The sequence below is a fragment of the Sphingobium sp. B11D3D genome (assembly GCF_025961755.1).
Taxonomy (GTDB): Bacteria; Pseudomonadota; Alphaproteobacteria; order Sphingomonadales; family Sphingomonadaceae; genus Sphingobium.
The window spans coordinates 1,090,268-1,108,403 of the sequence record NZ_JAOQOG010000001.1 but is presented as its reverse complement, the minus strand read 5'-3'; the positions used below and the strand labels follow the sequence as shown (position 1 = coordinate 1,108,403).

At 62.1% G+C, this 18,136-nt stretch carries 19 protein-coding genes, 1 tRNA gene and 3 pseudogenes; 11 read left to right on the top strand and 12 right to left on the bottom strand.

The window, feature by feature from the left end; all coding sequences use genetic code 11:
• Positions 1–190: 190 nt before the first annotated feature.
• Positions 191–1,081, bottom strand: coding sequence for a hypothetical protein (locus M2334_RS05250; protein WP_264604933.1), 891 nt, complete (start codon positions 1,079–1,081; stop codon positions 191–193).
• A gap of 185 nt (positions 1,082–1,266) precedes the next feature.
• Between M2334_RS05250 and M2334_RS05245 the strand changes: the two genes are divergently transcribed.
• The 5 genes and pseudogenes from M2334_RS05245 to M2334_RS16720 all read left to right on the top strand — a co-directional run.
• Complete coding sequence (locus M2334_RS05245; RefSeq protein WP_264604932.1) at positions 1,267–1,698, top strand: hypothetical protein; 432 nt, start codon at positions 1,267–1,269, stop codon at positions 1,696–1,698.
• 111 nt (positions 1,699–1,809) lie between these two features.
• Positions 1,810–2,571 (top strand): hypothetical protein, encoded by a 762-nt coding sequence (locus M2334_RS05240; protein WP_264604931.1) that lies wholly within the window; start codon positions 1,810–1,812, stop codon positions 2,569–2,571.
• A 71-nt stretch (positions 2,572–2,642) separates the two neighbouring features.
• On the top strand, positions 2,643–4,097 hold the full coding sequence (locus tag M2334_RS05235) for a type IV secretory system conjugative DNA transfer family protein (RefSeq protein ID WP_264604930.1): 1,455 nt from the start codon (positions 2,643–2,645) through the stop codon (positions 4,095–4,097).
• Positions 4,098–4,284: 187 nt separating this feature from the next.
• On the top strand, positions 4,285–4,590 hold the full coding sequence (locus M2334_RS05230) for a hypothetical protein (protein WP_264604929.1): 306 nt from the start codon (positions 4,285–4,287) through the stop codon (positions 4,588–4,590).
• A pseudogene (locus M2334_RS16720) lies at positions 4,587–4,982 on the top strand (recombinase family protein); the annotation flags it as partial. The gene M2334_RS05230 and the pseudogene M2334_RS16720, both read left to right, overlap by 4 nt.
• 189 nt (positions 4,983–5,171) lie before the next feature.
• Here M2334_RS16720 and M2334_RS05220 read toward each other — a convergent pair.
• Positions 5,172–5,486, bottom strand: coding sequence for a hypothetical protein (locus M2334_RS05220; protein WP_264604927.1), 315 nt, complete (start codon positions 5,484–5,486; stop codon positions 5,172–5,174).
• Between the two features lie 3 nt (positions 5,487–5,489).
• Between M2334_RS05220 and M2334_RS16715 the strand changes: the two are divergent.
• Positions 5,490–5,561 (top strand): annotated as a pseudogene (locus M2334_RS16715) (hypothetical protein); the annotation flags it as partial.
• A 48-nt stretch (positions 5,562–5,609) separates the two neighbouring features.
• Here the strand turns inward: M2334_RS16715 and M2334_RS05215 are convergent.
• Both M2334_RS05215 and M2334_RS05210 read right to left on the bottom strand, forming a co-directional pair.
• Entirely contained in the window at positions 5,610–5,873 is a 264-nt protein-coding gene (locus M2334_RS05215; RefSeq protein ID WP_264604926.1) for a hypothetical protein, read from the bottom strand.
• 226 nt (positions 5,874–6,099) lie between these two features.
• Positions 6,100–6,189, bottom strand: a tRNA-Ser gene (locus M2334_RS05210).
• A 143-nt stretch (positions 6,190–6,332) separates the two neighbouring features.
• On the opposite strand from M2334_RS05210, the gene hspQ reads away from it, so the two are divergent.
• Positions 6,333–6,728: a heat shock protein HspQ gene (gene hspQ, locus M2334_RS05205; protein WP_264571004.1), complete on the top strand. Its 396-nt coding sequence runs from the start codon at positions 6,333–6,335 to the stop codon at positions 6,726–6,728.
• 45 nt (positions 6,729–6,773) lie between these two features.
• On the opposite strand, the gene M2334_RS05200 is transcribed toward hspQ, so the two are convergent.
• Positions 6,774–7,613 (bottom strand): ABC transporter permease, encoded by an 840-nt coding sequence (locus M2334_RS05200; protein ID WP_181560303.1) that lies wholly within the window; start codon positions 7,611–7,613, stop codon positions 6,774–6,776.
• A gap of 134 nt (positions 7,614–7,747) precedes the next feature.
• On the opposite strand from M2334_RS05200, the gene M2334_RS05195 reads away from it, so the two are divergent.
• The gene (locus tag M2334_RS05195; protein WP_264604925.1) at positions 7,748–8,449 is read left to right on the top strand and encodes a GcrA family cell cycle regulator; all 702 of its coding nucleotides are present in this window, start codon (positions 7,748–7,750) and stop codon (positions 8,447–8,449) included.
• A 111-nt stretch (positions 8,450–8,560) separates the two neighbouring features.
• Here M2334_RS05195 and M2334_RS05190 read toward each other — a convergent pair whose 3' ends face one another.
• Positions 8,561–9,412, bottom strand: coding sequence for an outer membrane protein (locus tag M2334_RS05190; RefSeq protein ID WP_264571006.1), 852 nt, complete (start codon positions 9,410–9,412; stop codon positions 8,561–8,563).
• 352 nt (positions 9,413–9,764) lie between these two features.
• Here M2334_RS05190 and parE point away from each other — a divergent pair, with 352 nt between their 5' ends.
• A complete protein-coding gene (gene parE, locus M2334_RS05185) occupies positions 9,765–11,744 on the top strand; it encodes a DNA topoisomerase IV subunit B (RefSeq protein ID WP_264573341.1) in 1,980 nt (659 codons plus the stop codon).
• A gap of 97 nt (positions 11,745–11,841) precedes the next feature.
• Entirely contained in the window at positions 11,842–13,281 is a 1,440-nt protein-coding gene (locus M2334_RS05180) for a L,D-transpeptidase family protein (RefSeq protein ID WP_264604924.1), read from the top strand.
• 130 nt (positions 13,282–13,411) lie between these two features.
• Here M2334_RS05180 and M2334_RS05175 read toward each other — a convergent pair.
• Positions 13,412–13,534 (bottom strand): annotated as a pseudogene (locus M2334_RS05175) (transposase); the annotation flags it as partial.
• Between the two features lie 120 nt (positions 13,535–13,654).
• Here M2334_RS05175 and M2334_RS05170 point away from each other — a divergent pair.
• The gene (locus M2334_RS05170) at positions 13,655–13,954 is read left to right on the top strand and encodes a hypothetical protein (RefSeq protein ID WP_264594078.1); all 300 of its coding nucleotides are present in this window, start codon (positions 13,655–13,657) and stop codon (positions 13,952–13,954) included.
• Positions 13,955–14,013: 59 nt separating this feature from the next.
• On the opposite strand, the gene M2334_RS05165 is transcribed toward M2334_RS05170, so the two are convergent.
• The 5 genes from M2334_RS05165 to M2334_RS05145 form a co-directional block, all read right to left on the bottom strand.
• Positions 14,014–14,283 (bottom strand): hypothetical protein, encoded by a 270-nt coding sequence (locus tag M2334_RS05165; RefSeq protein ID WP_181560308.1) that lies wholly within the window; start codon positions 14,281–14,283, stop codon positions 14,014–14,016.
• A gap of 5 nt (positions 14,284–14,288) precedes the next feature.
• Positions 14,289–14,849, bottom strand: a complete 561-nt coding sequence (locus M2334_RS05160; RefSeq protein WP_264571009.1) for a type 1 glutamine amidotransferase domain-containing protein — start codon at positions 14,847–14,849, stop codon at positions 14,289–14,291.
• 149 nt (positions 14,850–14,998) lie between these two features.
• Complete coding sequence (locus tag M2334_RS05155) at positions 14,999–17,002, bottom strand: TonB-dependent receptor family protein (RefSeq protein WP_264594077.1); 2,004 nt, start codon at positions 17,000–17,002, stop codon at positions 14,999–15,001.
• Positions 17,003–17,042: 40 nt separating this feature from the next.
• A complete protein-coding gene (locus M2334_RS05150; RefSeq protein WP_264594076.1) occupies positions 17,043–17,666 on the bottom strand; it encodes an SCO family protein in 624 nt (207 codons plus the stop codon).
• Positions 17,653–18,123: a copper chaperone PCu(A)C gene (locus M2334_RS05145; RefSeq protein WP_264594075.1), complete on the bottom strand. Its 471-nt coding sequence runs from the start codon at positions 18,121–18,123 to the stop codon at positions 17,653–17,655. The genes M2334_RS05150 and M2334_RS05145 overlap by 14 nt, the downstream gene beginning before the upstream one ends.
• Between the last annotated feature and the right edge of the window lie 13 nt (positions 18,124–18,136).

The following is an 18,136-nucleotide window of genomic DNA, read 5'->3' as shown; positions in this document are numbered from 1 at the left end:
GGGGTTTGGGGAGCGTCGAAGGCTCCCCGATGGTGCTGATTGGCTCGATGCCGGAAAGCGCCACCGGCTAGAGGGATGCAACGGGAGAGTGCCAGCGAAGCGGGAACGTCTCCCTTGCCAAGGTGTCGTGGTATTACCACGAACATCTTGCGGTCAGCGTAAGCGACGTTTCTTCCCCTTGCTCTCGCTCTCAATCCTCGTCCCGCCAGCCGACAACTCCGCGCTTCAATAACTTCAAGATCGTCTTGTGTGCTGGAATTGCCTTCTTGAAGCTCTCCACGTCATAGGTTTGTGGCGTCACTTCTTTTGCAGCCCGGCGAATGGTGATCGGATAAGCGCTCGACATTGTGCCGTCTGCGCCTACCAACAGCGTCCCTTCGCTCCATGACGTTTTGCCGGTTTTGTTATCGACCGGGAAGCGCGACAGGATGAAGATGAAGGGCGCGGCGGTTTCTATCAGTCGTCCCTGAAACAGGACCGAACCCTGATAGGGCAATGCGAACCCTTCGACATGCTCGGTTGAGTCTTCTCCGTCCTCGCTGACGAACTTCATAGTGATGGCGAACCGGCTGATGTCGCCGTCGATGCCGCATTGCATCGCCATCACCATCACGTCGGCGGTATTGACGAACGAAGGCCGATAAGCCGCATAATGGCCCTCAAGGTCATTGAGCCGCGCTAGGTTCAGCTCTTTCTCTTTCGGCGAGAGAAAGGCGTGGAGCGTCGGCACTATGGGGTTCGGAATAGACGGGTAGGCGTCGGGAGCGGTCAGCCATACCCCTTCAATCGCATGTGGATGTTCCTCGAAAAGCCAGTGCCACGCGAGGCGCGGCAAGTCCGGTTCCCTCGTAACATAACTGACAGGCCGATTGACGAAATCCGTCCAGCGCTGCTTATCCAGTTTCTCGAAGGTCTGCGCGTTCAACCGCGCTGCGTTCTCATCAGCCCAACCTTTGAAATCGCTCGCCTGCGCGGTGAGCGACAAGGTTTGCTGGAGCTTCTTCGCTGCCGATTTGATTACGCCGATTGTTCTCGGAGTACCGTCGAATGGCGGCACTCCCGATTCTGCTTCCCCCGTCATGTCGGCGGCGTGTCGGGGTTCGTCGGCGTTCTGTCAAGGATGGTCGGCTGATCGCGCTATACAGCGCCGCCGACACGCTGCCGACGCGGGCCGACTTGTCGCCCGCTTCCAATTAACCACGCGAATCCATGACGATGCCTCTAACGCTCCTGCGCCTTTGCGGGAGCCAAAAAGGGAGGAATCGCGTGACAAATTGCCTTATCTGCAAACACGGCCTTGCCGACTATGTCGATCTCGCGAACGACAATGAGCTGCCGAAGGTCAGCCCCATTCGGATTCCTCCCAAGGATATTCTTCGGCGTCAGTCGAGCCTCAATCGCCTCGCAATGGCTTACCGGGCCAAAGAAATACCGCGCCGGAAAATCCTCGATTTCGTGTCCGAACATGTGACCGTCTTTCACGGCACATTCCTGTTCAACGGACACGTCGTGATCCTCGATGACGTGGACGATCTGTTCGATCTGGACGCGTCCGAGCGCTGGCTTTCGGATTTCCTGCGCTTCGCGGTCCATCCGCCGCGTCAGCAGGCGCAGGATCGCGTCGCGGTTCGCCTCGCTCTGCTGTGGGCGGCGCTCGCCGTTCACAATCCGACGCAGGCCGAACTGGTCATCCGCTAAATTTGCGACGGGCCGCGATGCTCGCGGCCCGTCTTTCCCCCGCATCGCAAATCGAACCGCGCCACTCGTGCGCTGCCGAAATCCGCTCGGTGACAATCAGGGAGAAAGTGTGTGACCAACTCACAATACAGCATGAACTATGAGGGCGCGGCTGCGCAGGCGTCGGCTCCGCAGGAAGTCCTGCCGCCGCTTACGCCGATGCCGCACTATTACATGGCTCCGCCCAAGCGCGGCATCTCGGCGGTGCTCATGGCATTTGTCGCATCTGTCGGGACGCTCGGTGTGGTCATCAGCTTGGAAATGGCCGCGCCGACGGACTGGAAACCGTCCTCTGTCTTCGGCTCCTATAACGGTCGCCTTGCCGCCGAAATTAAGGCGCACGATCTGGAGACGCAGGCCGAATACCAAAATTGGGCGCAGGGCGTGCAGCTTAGCGTCAATCAGCAGGTGGACGCCTATCGCACGAAGATTCAGGCGGTAGGCGGTCATTATCAGGCCGCTATGGAACGGGCGCAGATGTTCGCCGGGTCCACTGCGCGGATGCAGGAAGCCTATCTCCAGCAGAAGATGGGGCAAGTCATTGCACAGCAGGGCGGCGATTATACGGTCATCAATATGGCCCGCATCCTCGGCGACCTGTTCTCGATTGGCGACGAGCAAACCGGGCGGCAGATTCACGCTTACGCCGATAATATCAGCGACCGGCTGAACCGGGAGCTGAATCAGGCAGTTCAGTCGGGCGTCCTCATCAAGGTCGATGGCTGGGACACTAATCTGCCTTCGCCCTACGAAGTGCAGGCGGAACTGGCGAACGTGCCGCCCATCCAGTTGCCGCCTCTGCCGCGCATGAGCCGCGATGCGAAGGGCGAATAAACGGGATGCGCCTTGAAACGCTGATAGGCTTGCTGCCGCGCCTCTTCACGACAACGATCCAATTAGACCGGATGCAGCGTGAAGCGGATGCAGGGCGGCAAGCGGCCTATCAGCAATATCTCATGTCGATCACAGCGCCCTCGGGAAAGCTGGGCGACGGGAGACTGGCGAACGTAAACGACATGGAGGCCGCCGGGCTGTGCGATCCCGGCGGCCTCTTCTATGGCGCTCTCAATGGGCGCATGTTGTTCTTCAACGGCGACGGCCAGATGCTCAGCTATGCCCGCGCAGGCAGCGGCAAGGGCCGAGACTGGATATTGCCAAACCTCGCGCATGTGCGCGACCGCTCGCTGCTCGTCGTAGACGTGAAGGACGGCGAAAACTGCTTCGCCTCGCACGAGCATCGCAGCAAGACGCTCGGCCAAACCTGCATCTATCTCAATCCATTCGGGCTTCTCGGTCTCCCCAATACGGGGATCAATCCGCTGCAAGTGCTCGTCGATATTATCGCTGCGGGCGGCGAGATCGACACGCAGGCCGACGAGATCGCGCAAATTCTTCTGCCGCCCAATCCGAGAGAAAGCGAAAATAGCTGGGTGCGCGACGGTGCTCTGCGCCTCTTGGCACTGCGCATGGAATATCTCGCGCATCGCGAACCGGACCAATGCAACCTGGGTGGGCTGTGGCGCTTCGTCAACGCTCCGCCAGAGGACATGGAAACGGCGATGACGATGATGGAGACATGCGGGATCGAGGGGATCGAACGCCGTGCAGGCGCTCTCCGCGCGACCTTCATCGACGCGCCAAAGCAGTTCGAGGCTTACAAGTCCGACGCGATCAAGGCCGTGCACTCGTTCGAGCCGGGCAAGACACTCGAACGCGCTACCGCTGCGCACGACTTCGATTTCGGCAGGCTCAAACACGCGCCGCATACGGTCTATCTGATCGCGCCGTCCGAAAAGCTCGGCGTCGTCGCGCTGTGGATCAGCCTCATCGTCAATTATGCTATCGAGGCGATTGCACGGGAGCGCGGTAAGGTTCGGACCTGTTTCATCCTCGATGAGTTCCCACAGCTCCCGCCCGCTCCAGCGATATTGAAAGCGCTACGCCTCTATCGCGGGCGCGGTATTCAACTCTGGTTTTTCAGCCAAGGCCGCTATTCGATGGAAGGCCGGTGGTCAAAGGAAGCGGTCAAGGAGATCGAGGATCAGGCCGCGATCTTCACCATGACCGGCGTTGAAGACCCGGACCTATTGCGCGACGTTGAGAAATGGTCGGGCAATCGCACCATCGTCACGCACGGGCAAAACGTCGGCGGCGGCGCGGTTGAAACGTCCGGGCGAAATCGCGGCGAAAGCCGCCGCGCCGTTCTCCAGTCCGAAGACATTCGCGCCATCGGTGCGGGCCGCCAGATCGTCAAGGTGGCGGGATTGTCTCCGCTGGTCGTTTGCGACCGGCTTCCGTTCTTCGCGGTCGATCCGTGGCGGTCTCAAATCCGCGACGTGCGCGAGCTTCATCAGGGCTAGAAAAGCGCAATATTTGCAATGCTTAACTGCGTTCGCGTATAATAAAATTATTGGGCTTTGCTGCCGGAATTTTGTGGGGGAAAGGGGCAAGATCGACAAGGTTTCTCCCAAAGAGCGCAAAGCAACACTTTAGAAAAATCCCCGCGCCTCGGATTTTCGAGGCGAAGCATTGCGCAGAGCGGGGAACATGAAGGCGTTGACGCCGCAAGAACTAGAGGAACTACGCGCAGACTGCGCCAGCCTCGGTCTTTCAGAGGACCGTCTTACTGCTGTTATTCATCTTCTTGATAATATCGCCGTGTCCATCGTGGATCAGCAATTCGGCTGGCATCCGGTCCAGCTTTCGCTCGCCCAGCGAGCAAACTATGCTTCCAAACGCGCCGAAAACCATGCTAGTTTGCGGCTTTCCGGCGATGCCGGACCTGTTGACCTCGATTGTGACGAGGGGGCAATCAACACGATGAGAAGCCCGGAGGGGCGACCAGCGCCATGACCAGAAAAACAAATCAGAAAGCGGTGATCTACTGCCGCGTCTCCACCAAGAAGCAGGCGAGAGAAGGAAACGGCCTTACCTCACAGGAAACGCGTTGCCGCGAATATGCCGGGCATCGCGGCCATGATGTGATCGGCGTCTTCGCAGACGACGTGTCCGGCAAGCTCGCCCATCGTCGCGGGTTCGACGATATGCTCGCTTTCATCCGCAAGAACCGCAAGCTCGGCATGGTCGTCATCATCGACGACATCAGTCGAATGGCGCGGGAGCGCAGCAACCATTTCGATCTCAAGGAAATGATCTTCCGCGCCGGGGCAACGCTGGAATCTCCGTCCATCGAGTTCGGTGAGGATTCCGACAGCCTCCTAATCGAGAACCTGCTGGCGAGCGTCGCACAGCACCAACGTCAAAAGAACGGCGAGCAAGCCAAGAACCGGATGCGGGCGCGGATGCTCGGCGGCTATTGGGTGTTCAATGCACCGCTGGGCTATCGCTATCAAAAAAGTCCGGCTGGCGGCTCGATCCTCGTCCGCGACGAACCCGTGGCCTCGATCATTCAGGAGGGGCTGGAAGGGTACGCCTCAGGGCGTTTCAACTCCAAGGCGGAGGTCAAGCGCTTCCTCGAATCGCATCCGCAATTCCCGTGCTGTCGTCACGGCTATCTGACGAATGAACAGGCGAGCCGGATCATGACGCGCCCGATCTATGCGGGCTATGTCGAGAGCAAGGAATGGGACATTTCTCTGCGGCCCGGTCAGCACGAAGCAATCATATCGCTCGCCACCTTCCACCAAATTCAAGAACGGCTTGCCGGGAAGCCTCTCGCGCCGGTGAGGGCGGACATTCATGTCGATTTCCCGCTGCGGGGCTTCGTGGCTTGCGGGGACTGCAATCATCCCATGACGGCCAACTGGACGAAGGGACGCAACGGCAAATATCCTTACTATGTCTGCCGCCATCGCGGCTGCGCGAAGTTCGGCAAATCCGTGAAGCGCGACACTGTGGAAGGCGCGTTCGAGTCAATGCTCCGCAAGCTCGTTCCGAGTTCGGAACTGTTCGCGCTGTTCTCCAAATTGTTCCGCAAGCGGTGGAATGAGGCGCAGGCCAAGGTCCATGAAACATCTGCGGCTATGAAGCGTGAGACGGTGTTGATCGAGAAGAAGATCGTCCAACTTCTCGACCGTATCATGGATGCGGAGAGCAAGACGGTTATCAGCCGCTACGAAAGCGAAGTTGAAAAACTGGAGCGCGAGAAGCTCGTTTTCGCCGAGAAGATCGCGCAATGCGGCACTGTTGCGAAGGACTATGACGCGAGTTTTCGAACCGCTTTCGAGTTTATCGCAGACCCTTGGAATCTCTGGGAAAACGGCACTTTTGCAGATAAGCGAACCGTGCTGAATCTCACTCTAGGCTCTCATCTGGTATATGACTGGAATGCGAGCGTTCGAACCGCTGAATTATCCTTGCCGTTCAGGCTTTTGCAGGATGTTTGCGACCGGGAAGATGTAATGGCGGAGAGGGTGGGATTCGAACCCACGGTACGGTTGCCCGTACACCGCATTTCGAGTGCGGCGCATTCGACCACTCTGCCACCTCTCCGCAGAGGTTTTCGCGTCGCAGTGCCCTGAGAGAGGGCGCCGCTGCGGTAGTCGAGCGCGCGCTGTTAGCGGATGATCGGGGCTTTGCCAAGCAGTCGGTGCGGGAAAACTTGCACTCGGTGCCAGCGACACTAAATCTGTCTCATGAATCAAGCCCAAGCCCGCAAGTCATTCTCTTCCGTGACGCACATTCCGACGATCAGTGCCGCCCATCGCGTGTCGCACGCGCATTTCGGTATTGGGGAGAAGGTCCGGCACCGCCTGCTGGGGTTTCGCGGGGTTGTGTTCGATATCGATCCGGTCTTTTCCAACAGCGAGGAATGGTATGAGGCCATTCCCGAGGCGATGCGGCCGGAGCGGGACCAGCCTTTCTACCATCTGTTCGCGGACAATGGTGAAGCGACCTATGTCGCTTATGTGAGCCAGCAGAATCTGGTGGCCGACGGAACCGACGAGCCGATCGATCATCCGGCTGTCACCGCCTTGTTCGGCGAGCATCGCGGCGGGCATTACGCGCTCGACCCGAGCTACTGGCACTGAATGACTGCGGCGCCTCGGCTGTTGCAGCCGGGGCTATGTCCCTCTTCAGGATTTGATCCGCCACCCCTGCCGTAGCCCGATATAGCAGACGGCGGCCAGCACGAGGTTGAGCGCGAGCAGGAGCGCCGCGCCCACCGCGATGGGCGAATCGGCTGCGGCGAGGAAGCCATAGCGGAAGCCCGAAATCGCGTAGAAGAACGGATTGACGTGGCTGATCGCCCGCATGATCGGCGAGACATGATCCATCGAGTAAAAGGTGCCGGAGAGCAGCGAGAGCGGCGCGACGAGGAAGTTGGTAACGGCCGCGGCATGATCGAACTTCTCCGCCCAGATCCCGGTGAGAATGCCGAGGAAGCCCAGCATCGCCGAGCCGGCAATGCCGAAATAGACGACGGCCCAGAGATGATGCGGGGCCACATGGACGCCCGGCCAGGCCAGCATCGCCAGCCAGATCGCGCCACCGACAAAGGCCGCACGGGTCACCGAGGCCGCGACGAGGGCGAACAGCAGTTCCCCCGCCGAGAAAGGCGGCATGAGATAATCGACAATCGTGCCCTGCAGCTTGCCGGCGAGCACCACGGTAGCGGTATTCTGGAAGCTGTTCTGCACCATCGCCATGATGATGAGGCCGGGCGCCACGAAATCAGCGAAGGGCACGCCCATCACCATCAGGCCGCCACGCCCCAGCGCGACGGTGAAGATGATCAGGAACAACAGGCTGGTAAGCGCCGGCCCCCAGATCGTCTGCAGATGCACCTTGAGGAAGCGGCGGACTTCCTTGAGGTAGAGCGCCTTCATCCCGGACCAGTTGACGCCGTGGATGACGGGAACGCCCGGTTCATGACGAATGAGCGGTTGGGTGTGCGAGGAAGCAGGTTCGGCCATGAAACTGCCCTATCGCGTCCCACCCGCAGCAGCAATGGCACAGCGATACTGTGCCGCCCGGCTTTGTCGATGACAGGCCGTTTGACCTTTGGGCCATGGATGCCCATATGACCCGATCATTTGAAGGAATAGGCATGTCCTGGACAGACGAACGCATCGATCAGCTCCGGCAGATGTGGGAGCGCGGCATGACTGCGAGCCAGATCGCTGAAGAGCTGGGCGGCGTGAGCCGCAACGCCGTGATCGGCAAGGCGCACCGCCTTGGCCTGCAGTCGCGCCCCTCCCCCGTGAAGGCGGCGGACTCCAGCCGCGCTGCTGCGCCGCAAAGCCGCAAGGCGGCGCCTCCGCCGGCACCTGCCGCACCCAAGGTGGAAGCCGCGCCGGTGCCCGAGCCGCGCGTCGCAAAGCCGCAGCCCAAGGCGCCTCCGGTGGTGGAAGCCCGGCCGCAGCCCCCCGTCGCGGCCCAGCCTGCCGCCGACACGCCGCCCCCGCCTCCCCAGCCCCGGATCGTCTCGGTTGGCCCCGGCGGCTTCCTGCGGCAGGGTCCGGGTGAGATGCAACAGCCGATTCCGCCGGCACCGCCGCGCCGGCTGGTTCCGGCCAAGCCCAGCCCGGAAATCGCGGACAAGACCAGCCTGCTCGATCTCAACGAGAAGATCTGCAAATGGCCGATGGGCCATCCGGGCGAGCCGGACTTCCACTTCTGCGGTGAAAAGGTGAACCCGGGCTTCCCTTATTGCGTGGAGCATTGCGGGCGGGCCTATCAGGCGCAGCTGCCGCGTGGCACGCGCCGTCCCCCGCCGCCCATGCCTTATGGCGGCCCCCGGGTGCGCTGAGGCATCAAGCGATGACAAAAAAAGGGGCCGGTTTCGGCCCCTTTTCTGTATCTGGCATTCCAGTGCGACATACACCCTCCCGCCTTATGAAGCGGGAGGGCGCAATCGATCTTAGAAGCGGAAGCTCGCCGTCGCGCGAACGGTGTGATGATCGAACACATCGTTGGTGCGCTGAATGTCGGTGAAGCCAGCCGGCGTGATCACGAACGGGTTCGTCAGCGACGGCGGCGTGCCTTGGCCGGCGCGAACGGTGTAGCCATCCGTGTTGAAGCGGGTGTAGCGATACTGCACGCCGATCGAGAAGTTCTGGCTCACGCGCTGCTCGATGCCGCCGCCAGCAGTCCAGCCCCACTCGTCCGCGCTTTCGTTGGACTCGGTGAAGGTGTTGAAGGTGTTGCTGGTGGCGAAGTTGTTCTTGATCTTGGCGTAAGCCACACCGCCGGTGCCGTAGATCAGCGTACCGGTGCCGAGTGCCAGACCGGCGCGCAGACGAGCGTTGGCATCCCAGTCAATCCGACGCGACAGGACATAGCTGGCCGGAGTGGTGCTGAAGCCGCTGACCGAGTTACCGATCATCGTGCGACCGCCTTCGATGACAGCGCCGACGACGAAGTTGCCCATCTGCATGTCATAACCGGCATGGACACCCCAGGCGACGCGACGATCCTTGTCACCGGCACAGGAGCCGGGCGTGGCACCAAGCGCGCGGCCACGGCAGAAGCCGGGCGCGAAGGCATTGCCGGGGACAGCCGTGGAAACGGTATCGCCGTAATTGCCATCATTGTTGGTGTCGAAGGTCAGCGTCTCGAGCGTGTCGCGGTCATAATTGGGCTGCCAGGCCATGCCGAGCGAGCCACCGACATACGGACCGGTCCAATCACCCGCGCCATCCTGCGCCAGAGCCGGAGCAGCCAGCAGGCCTGCCATGGCGGTGGTGAGCGAAATGAGAGCGATCTTTTTCATACAATAAATCTCCTGCCTCTGAACTGGCTGGCCGCAATACGTTCACCCCCTCGAATTGGTTTCGCGAACTCGCTCACAAAATTCTGTTAACCACGACACCTGTCTCTTTTTTGTAACGGTTTGGCCGCGAATATTGCTGCCAGATGAACGAAACGGTCGCGATTATTGATTTTGCGTACTTCGTTGCTCGCTGAGCTGTCTGTATCTGCAAGCTATTCTATTGCATTTGGCCGCGGTGCGGCGCTGCGATGATCGATCCGCTAGAGCGCTCGGACGCCGACATGGTTCCACCACCCGCCGGATAAGATCACGCCGCTTGCGCCCGTGACTCCGCTGGCCCTATAGTTCCCGCATGTCCGACAACCTGTTCGACCAGAACATCGCCCGCACAACCGAAAGCTACGACGCCTCCGCGATCGAGGTGCTGGAGGGGCTGGAGCCGGTGCGTCGCCGCCCCGGCATGTATATCGGCGGCACGGATGAGCGCGCCCTGCACCATCTCGCCTCCGAAGTGCTCGATAATGCGATGGACGAAGCGGTCGCCGGCCACGCCACCCGCATCGAGGTGACGCTGGAGGCGGGCAATCGGCTGACGATCACCGACAATGGTCGCGGCATCCCGGTGGACCCGCACCCCAAATTCCCCGGCAAGTCGGCGCTGGAGGTCATCCTCACCACGCTGCACTCGGGCGGCAAATTCTCGGACAAGGCCTATGCGACGTCGGGCGGCCTGCATGGCGTCGGCATCAGCGTGGTCAACGCGCTGTCCGTCGACACCGAGATCGAGGTGGCGCGAAATCGCGAACTGTTCCGCCAGCGCTTCTCCAAGGGGCACCCTGTGGGTCCGCTGGAGAAGGTGGGCGCGGCGCCCAATCGACGTGGCACAAGCGTCAGCTTCACCCCGGATGGCGATATTTTCGGCGAGCTGAAGTTCAAGCCCTCCCGGCTGCACCGCCTCGCCCGCTCCAAGGCCTATCTCTTTGCCGGTGTGGAAATCCGCTGGAAATGCGATCCCGCCATCATCACGGATGACACACCCGCCGAGGCGGTGTTCCAGTTCCCCGGCGGCCTGTCCGATCATCTGCGTGAGCAGCTGGGCAATCGCGAGTGCGCGACGGCGGAGTTCTTCCGCGGCACGCAGGATTTCCCGGACGGTGTCGGGCGCGTGGAATGGGCCATCGCCTGGCCGCTCTGGTCCGACGGTTCCACCAGCTGGTACTGCAACACCATCCCCACCCCGGACGGCGGCACGCACGAGACCGGGCTGCGCGGCGCGGTCACCAAGGGCATCCGCGCCTTTGGCGAGCTGGTCGGGCAAAAGAAAGCCAAGGACATCCAGACGGACGACATCATGTCCGGTTGCGAGCTGATGCTGAGCGTGTTCATTCGCGATCCACAATTCCAGAGCCAGACCAAGGACCGGCTGACCAGTCCCGAAGCCGCGCGGCTGGTGGAAGCGGCTATGCGCGACCATTTCGACCATTTCCTCACGGACAATATGGACCGGGGCAAGGCGCTGCTCGGCCATGTGCTGGAGCGGATGGACGAGCGCCTGCGCCGCAAGCAGGAAAAGGAAATCAAGCGCAAGACGGCGACCTCCGGCCGCAAGGTCCGCCTGCCGGGCAAGCTGACCGACTGCTCGTCAGATGACCCCGAGGGCACCGAACTGTTCATCGTGGAAGGCGACAGCGCCGGCGGCAGCGCCAAGCAGGCGCGTGATCGCAAGACGCAGGCGATCCTGCCGATCCGCGGCAAAATCCTGAACGTCGCCTCGGCCACCTCTGCCAAGATCCTCGCCAATCAGGAAATCGCGGACCTGATCCTCGCCATCGGCTGCGGTACGCGGAAGGACTGCAACCCGGACAATCTGCGCTATGAGCGCATCGTCATCATGACCGATGCCGATGTCGATGGCGCGCATATCGCCACCTTGCTGATGACCTTCTTCTTCCAGGAGATGCCGGAGCTTGTGCGCCGGGGCCATCTGTACCTCGCCCAGCCGCCGCTCTATCGCCTCGTGGCGGGCGGCAAGAGCTGGTATGCGGCGGACGATGCCGCGCTCGCCAAATTGCGCAGTGGCGAACTCAAGGGCAAGAAGCTGGAGGTCAGCCGCTTCAAGGGCCTGGGCGAGATGAACCCCATGCAATTGCGCGAAACCACCATGGACCCCAAGAAGCGCAAGATGATCCGCATCACGCTGCCGCAGGAATATGAGGAGCGCGCGGGCGTGAAGGATCTGGTGGACCGGCTGATGGGCACCAATCCTGCGCATCGCTTCGCGTTCATTCAGGAGAATGCCGCGCAGGTCGACGAGGACGTCATCGACGCCTGAGCCGGGCGAGCCCACGGAATTTCGCGCTTGAAACCGCCCGTAACGGGAGCGTTATCCCGCGCCTCGCGTTTCCCTACCAAGCAGTCGGGAGACATAAGTGCGCACTGGAATTTTTGGATCATCGTTGCTGGCGGTCGCGCTGCTTCTTTCAGGTTGCGATAAAACAAAGGACAATCAGGATCAGGCCGGTGTCGCGCTGGAAGACATGCAGTGGAGCGACGAGGCAACCCATCAACTGACCGAAGCGCTGGCCCAGCGCGCCGCCCATGGACTGGACCAGAAGGATTTCGGCCTCGGCGGCTCGGGTGAAAAGGCCGACAAGACCCAGCTCACCAAGGCCGCGCTCGCTTATGCGCAGGCGCTGGCGCGGGGCGCGACCGACCCAACCAAGCTGTATGAGATTTATACCGTCCCTCGCCCCTCGCCCGATCTTCGCGCCGGGCTTGCGCAGGCGTTGCGGGAAGGCAAGGTCGGCGCGTGGCTGGCCAGCCTCGCGCCGCAGGATGCAAGCTATCGCAAGCTGTCCGAGACCTATCTCGCGCTGCGCAAGCAGGGCAATGGCGCCAGCACCGAAATTCCGGCAACCAGCGCGCCTCTCAAGCCGGGTGAGAGCGATCCCCGCATCCCGGCCATCGCCCGGCAGCTCGTCGCGACGGGTTATCTCGACAAGGCGAATGCCAGCACGGACACGCGCTACACCCCGGCAATCGCCGCCGCCGTGCGGGCCATGCAGGCGGACTATGGCATCGCGACCGACGGGGTGATCGGCGACGATGCGCTGAAGATCATCAACCTGTCCGACGCTGACCGCGCCCGCGCCATCGCGGTGACCATGGAGCGGATGCGCTGGCTCGAACGCACGCCGCCTGCGACGCGCATCGATGTGAACATCGCGGCGGCCCGGCAGAGCTACTGGCGCGACGGCAAGCTGGCCGATGTGCGCCGCGTGATCGTGGGCGAACCGGACCATGAAACGCCGATGCTCGGGTCGCCCATCTATCGCCTCGTCGCCAACCCGACCTGGACCGTGCCCCGCTCTATCGAAGAGAAGGAACTGGCCGGCAAGGGCGCAGACTATCTCCGCCGCAACAACATGGCGCGGAAGGACGGCTGGATCGTCCAGCAGCCCGGGCCGAAGAATTCGCTCGGACTGGTCAAGTTCGACATGAAGAATGATCACGCCATCTATCTGCACGACACGCCGGCCAAGCAGCTGTTTGATGACGTGCAGCGCCAGCGCAGCCATGGCTGCGTGCGCGTGCAGGATGCGCTAGGCTTCGCCGATATGATCGCGCGGGACGAAGGCGTGACGGCCGAATGGCAGAAGGCACGCGAAACCGGCAAGGAGAGCTTTGTCCCCCTGCCCCGCGAAATCCCGGTGCGGCTGCTCTACCAGACCGTGATCTTCGACGATGCCGGCGATCCAGTCGTGCGTGACGATCCTTATGGGTGGAACAACTCCGTCGCCGCCGCACTTGGCTTCGGCTCGGGATCGGAGCGGCGGGTGCGGGGTGACCGCGGCGACATTGGGCCGTGAGCCACTTGGTGCCGGCCGTAGACTCATAAGCGCTGAATCACAGGCTTGTCCGCCGGCACGATCGTGCGCGGGCAGAGATGATTGAGCGGCCTGTTTGCCCGACGTCAGGCCGAGCCGCATCGGTACCGTTGATGATCCAGAAGATGCCCTTCAGCACGCGGCGCCCATGGAGCTGCGGGGCGCCACGCAGCTCCATGGGTAGCAATGGTTCAATCGCGCGCCACTCGAAGCCGGTTAGATCGTATTGGCTCAGGCCGCTCCTGAATCAGAATGTGGCGCGATATGAAAGCCGCCTCTGGCAAATCCGCCGATAGCGGGCATGGGGGAGAATTGTTAAAGGAGTGGCGCCCGTCAGGAAAAGAGATGCCACGAAATGGCAACATTCAAGATCATTGGCAGTCGGCGATGTGGCCTCGAAGATTGCGAGTTTGATGTCATTCTCGAAGACGGCGAGATTATCGTGAACGAGATATTCCCAATCTGGGAAAAAGGAACGCTTTGGGAATTTATTATCCGGGCGATCGAACACCGATCAGATTCTATCACTCTTTTCTGTAAGACGTGGCTTCCGGAAAGCGGCGCATTCGTTGGCCTGAGCGTAAAAACCCGTGCGATGAATGCGGTGGATCGCAAACGCTATGCCAGCGTACTCGGTGGCCAAGATAACGGCTGAGTGTCGCTCCAGTTCAGACGGGCTCCTTCGATGATCGGTCCCGATTAAAGGTTCGCCGCCTAGCCTTCCGCCCGGCGCCGGCCGGGCCGCAGCAGGTAGCGCCACACCCCGACGAGATTGATGACGAGCAGCACGATGTTCTGCACGCCGATGCCTTCGCTCTCCGGCTGGAGGAAACCCCAGCCGATAAGCGCCATGGAGCTGGTGACGAAAATCACCATCGCCCAGCCCGTCCATAGCCTGCCGAGATTGAGCGACACGATGAGCGCGGCCAGCGTCGCCGCGGCCGCGCCATAATATTGTAAGGCTGTCAGCAAGCCGTCAGACATGCAGGTCAGGCCGCATCGACATGACGACCTTCAGCAAATTCCTCGATGATCTTGGCGCAGAAGGCGTCCAGATCATCCGGCGTGCGGCTGGTGACGAGGCCGTTGTCGACGACCACTTCCTCATCCACCCAATCCCCACCGGCATTTTCGATATCGGTCCTGACGGTGGGGTAAGAGGTGAGCGTGCGCCCCTCGACCACATCGGCCTCGACGAGCAGCCACGGACCATGGCAGATCACGCCGATGGGTTTGCCAGCTTCGGCGAAGGCGCGAACCAGATCGACGACATCATCATCGCCGCGCAGCTTGTCTGCGCCGACGCTGCCGCCGGGGATGATCAGGCCGTCGAAGTCATCGACAGACACATCGGCAACCGCGCGATCCACGGTGTAGGTGCCGCCGGGGTCGAGATCATTATTGTTGGTCTTGGCTTCACCCGTCTCGATGCCGATTACGGTGACGGTGGCGCCCGCCTTGGTCACGGCGTCGCGGGGTTGAACGAATTCGGGCTCTTCCGTGCCGCGCGGCGCGATGAGGATCGCGATGGATTTTCCTTCCAGACTCATGGGGTCTCTGCCTTTCCTTGCGTTTGGGGATATTCCGGACAACGCACCGGCAGGCGTTCCGAGCCCAAAGGACGTGCAAGACAGGCTGAACCGAACCAATCATACGCTGGCGGCGGAGCAACCCCCGCCGCCAGCGCTCTCATTCAGGCTCAGAAGCGGGCGCGAACGCCGCCGTACACCGCGCGCCGCTCGACCGGGTAATAGATTGCGGAGGCTGCATTAGCGGTGATTACGGCGGAAATGTCACCGATGGCCTTCTTGTCGGTGATGTTCCGTACGTCGAGGAACAGGTCGATCCCGCTGGTCAGCGTCGCGCCTGCTGTCAGGCCAAGCAGCGCATAGCCGGGCGTGCGCGTGCTGTTGGCGTAATCGGCAAACGCCCCCTGCGGCACCCATTCGAGATTGGGCGCGACATTGAGCGCCGGCGTCCCGATCCGTACTTCGCTGCGCAGCACATTCAGCGGCACGACCGGCAGGCGGTTGTTCCGGAAAACCGCGTCGCTGACGAAGTGGAAGTCCGAATATTGCCAGATCTGGCGCAGGCGCAGCCAGGGGGTCGGCGCGAGGCTGACGGCGGCCTCGATGCCACTGTGCCGCGTGCGATCCGCGTTGAAGGTGGCGGCCGGAACGGTGGTGCCATTGGGGGAATATTGCAGCAGCTCATCGCGCAGGGTGGCACGGTAGGCGGTGATATCCCAGCTCACCATGCCCGCCTGCCCGCGGGTGCCGATTTCCGCCGTCCAGGCCGTCTGCGGAGCGATGGCCGCAATGAGCGTGCTGACCGGCGGCGTGCCGACGCTCTGGAAGACCTCCCCGAAGCCCGGGAATTCCGCCGAGCGGCTGTAGTTGGCGAAGAGCTGGATGTCCGGTGTCGGCTCGATGAGCACGCCGAACTTGGGCGAGAATTCATTGAACGCCAACCGCCCGCTCTGCCCCGTGGAGAGCAGCACTGTGCGCTTGCGGAAGCCATCGGCATAAATGCCACCGGCAATCAGCGTGACGCCCGGCACCGGCTGCAGGCGCGCCTCGCCATAGACATTGGCGGTGCGCGCCGTCTGATCGGCATCGAAGGTCAGGGCACCACGTTCGCCATTCACATTCCGATACTGACGCGCCCGCGTTTCGCCATGGCGGAACTCGCCGCCCAGGGTGAAGGAGAGAATGCCGGCATCATGGTCCAGCCGGGCGAAGACGCCCCGGTCGGTCGATTTCTGATCGATCACTTCATAGATGGGGTGGAACAGATCCTTCATGTTGAGGAAGGCCCCGACATCGAGCCGGGTCTGCCCCCAATCGAAGCGGGTGCGGTTCTGCAGGCGGATCGAGTCGATATCCCGCCCCTGATCGCCGCTGAAATTGCCTTTTTGCGGATTATTCAGAACATCCGTAGCGGTAAGCGCGCCGGGCAGATCCTGACGGATGCGGTTGAGGCTCGCATAGAAGCGCGTGCTCACAACGTCGGACAGAGCGAGGCCGACATTGCCATGGACGCGCATGCTCTCGCGATGGGCGTGCTGGCGGTCGCCATCCGAGCTATCGGCGCTCATGCCGACCCAATAGTCGGCCGGGCCACTGGTGCCGCCATAGGCCGCCAGCCCCCGGACTGTCTCGAAGCTGCCGGCATCGGCACGTAGATACAGGCCGGGCGCGTCCTTGCCGGTGGGCGTCACGCCATTGATCGCGCCGCCCAGCGTGCCCGAGCCGAAGCGCAGGGCGTTGGCGCCGCGATAGACCTCCAGCCGCTCGAAGAAGATCGGGTCCAGTTCCTGAAAATCGCCATTGTCATCGGCGAGATTGATCGGCGCGCCATCCTGGAGCAGCGTGATGCCACGCATGTGGTAGCCGCGCGAGAGGCCCGAGCCGCGAATGGAGAGGCGAACCTCCTGCCCGTAGCGCGGCTGGGTGTAAACGCCCGGCGAAAAGGCGAGCGTATCGCGCAGCGAGACGATGGTCTTGTCGGCATAATCCTCGTGCCGCACGACATCGGTGCCGCCCGGCGTGGCGCGGGCGAGCCGCTCGGCTTCCTGCGTTTGGGACTGGCCCACGACGATGATGGTGCGCTCGCCATCGGCGGCGGCATCGGCAGCCTCCTCGGCAAAAGCGGGCGTGGCCATGGCGAGCATGGTTGCGAGAGCGATAAAGGACGTTTTCATGATGATGTCTCCCCCCGTTCGGGGTCTGAAATGTGGTGGGTCAGGCGATCAGGCGGCGAAGTTCGGCGAGGGCCGCATCTTCGCTATCCTGATCGCTCAGCAGGGATTGCAGGCGCCCGTCACGATCCATGAAGATGACGAAGGCGCTGTGATCGATGGTATAGTCGCCGCCCTCGAGCGGGATCTTCTGGTAGAAGACCCGGAATGACTTCGCGGCGTCGGCAATCTGCGTTGGCGAACCGGTGAGGCCGAGAATGGGCGTGCCGAACAGATCGACATAAGCGCCCACATCGGCCGGCTTGTCATGGCCGCTATCCACCGAGACGAAGACGATACGGAACTTGTCCCCATCGGCACCCATCGCCTTGCGCAGATGCGCCATGCGGCTGAGCGTCGTCGGGCAAATATCCGGGCAGCGCGTGAAGCCGAAAAAGATCGCATAGGGCGTGCCCTTGAGCGTCTGCGCGGTGACCGGCTTTCCATCCCTGTCGACCAGCGAGAAATGCTGGCCCACATCGGCCGGCGCCCCCGCAATCACTTGCGGTGGACCTTGGGTGACGAACCGTAAGGCCAGCAGAATACCAAGGCCAAGGGCAGCGAGCGCCACCAGCAGCCAGAGCCACAGACGAATGCGGGCCAGCCGGCGCGGATCAGTGTCCGCCATGGCTGCCTCCATAAGTGACGGCCTCGACGGCGAATAAGACCTGCACCTTGCCGGCGCGGGCGAAGTCGAGCGTGACGGGAATGGTCTCGCCGCGCACCAGCGGGCGCTTGAGGCCCATGAACATGACGTGGAAACTGCCCGGCTTGAGCGTCACCGAGCCGCCGGCCGGGATCGGCAGGCCGTGCTTGAGCGGCCGCATCCGCATGACGCCGCCCTCCATGCTCATGCTGTGGACTTCGACGCGGGCGGCCACGGGGGTACTGCCTCCGATGAGCCGCTCATCCGCACGGGCGCTGTTGGTGATGGTGAGGAAACCGCCACCCGCCGACTGCCCACGCGCGGTTTCCCGCGCCCAGGGTCGATCGATGGTGAGGCCGTCCTTCTTGACGCCCTGCGCGGTGGCAGGTGCCACCAAAGCTGCGGCGAAACCCGCCGCGATCAGGATAGGAATTTGCATTGTGAAGCACTCC

Coding starts and splice junctions, on each gene's coding strand:
- M2334_RS05250 (WP_264604933.1), bottom strand. CDS start 1,081: ATGACGGGGGAAGCAGAATCGGGAGTGCCGCCATTCGACGGTACTCCG.
- M2334_RS05235 (WP_264604930.1), top strand. CDS start 2,643: ATGCAGCGTGAAGCGGATGCAGGGCGGCAAGCGGCCTATCAGCAATAT.
- M2334_RS05230 (WP_264604929.1), top strand. CDS start 4,285: ATGAAGGCGTTGACGCCGCAAGAACTAGAGGAACTACGCGCAGACTGC.
- M2334_RS05220 (WP_264604927.1), bottom strand. CDS start 5,486: ATGATTGCAGTCCCCGCAAGCCACGAAGCCCCGCAGCGGGAAATCGAC.
- hspQ (WP_264571004.1), top strand. CDS start 6,333: ATGAATCAAGCCCAAGCCCGCAAGTCATTCTCTTCCGTGACGCACATT.
- M2334_RS05200 (WP_181560303.1), bottom strand. CDS start 7,613: ATGGCCGAACCTGCTTCCTCGCACACCCAACCGCTCATTCGTCATGAA.
- M2334_RS05195 (WP_264604925.1), top strand. CDS start 7,748: ATGTCCTGGACAGACGAACGCATCGATCAGCTCCGGCAGATGTGGGAG.
- M2334_RS05190 (WP_264571006.1), bottom strand. CDS start 9,412: ATGAAAAAGATCGCTCTCATTTCGCTCACCACCGCCATGGCAGGCCTG.
- parE (WP_264573341.1), top strand. CDS start 9,765: ATGTCCGACAACCTGTTCGACCAGAACATCGCCCGCACAACCGAAAGC.
- M2334_RS05170 (WP_264594078.1), top strand. CDS start 13,655: ATGGCAACATTCAAGATCATTGGCAGTCGGCGATGTGGCCTCGAAGAT.
- M2334_RS05165 (WP_181560308.1), bottom strand. CDS start 14,283: ATGTCTGACGGCTTGCTGACAGCCTTACAATATTATGGCGCGGCCGCG.
- M2334_RS05160 (WP_264571009.1), bottom strand. CDS start 14,849: ATGAGTCTGGAAGGAAAATCCATCGCGATCCTCATCGCGCCGCGCGGC.
- M2334_RS05155 (WP_264594077.1), bottom strand. CDS start 17,002: ATGAAAACGTCCTTTATCGCTCTCGCAACCATGCTCGCCATGGCCACG.
- M2334_RS05150 (WP_264594076.1), bottom strand. CDS start 17,666: ATGGCGGACACTGATCCGCGCCGGCTGGCCCGCATTCGTCTGTGGCTC.
- M2334_RS05145 (WP_264594075.1), bottom strand. CDS start 18,123: ATGCAAATTCCTATCCTGATCGCGGCGGGTTTCGCCGCAGCTTTGGTG.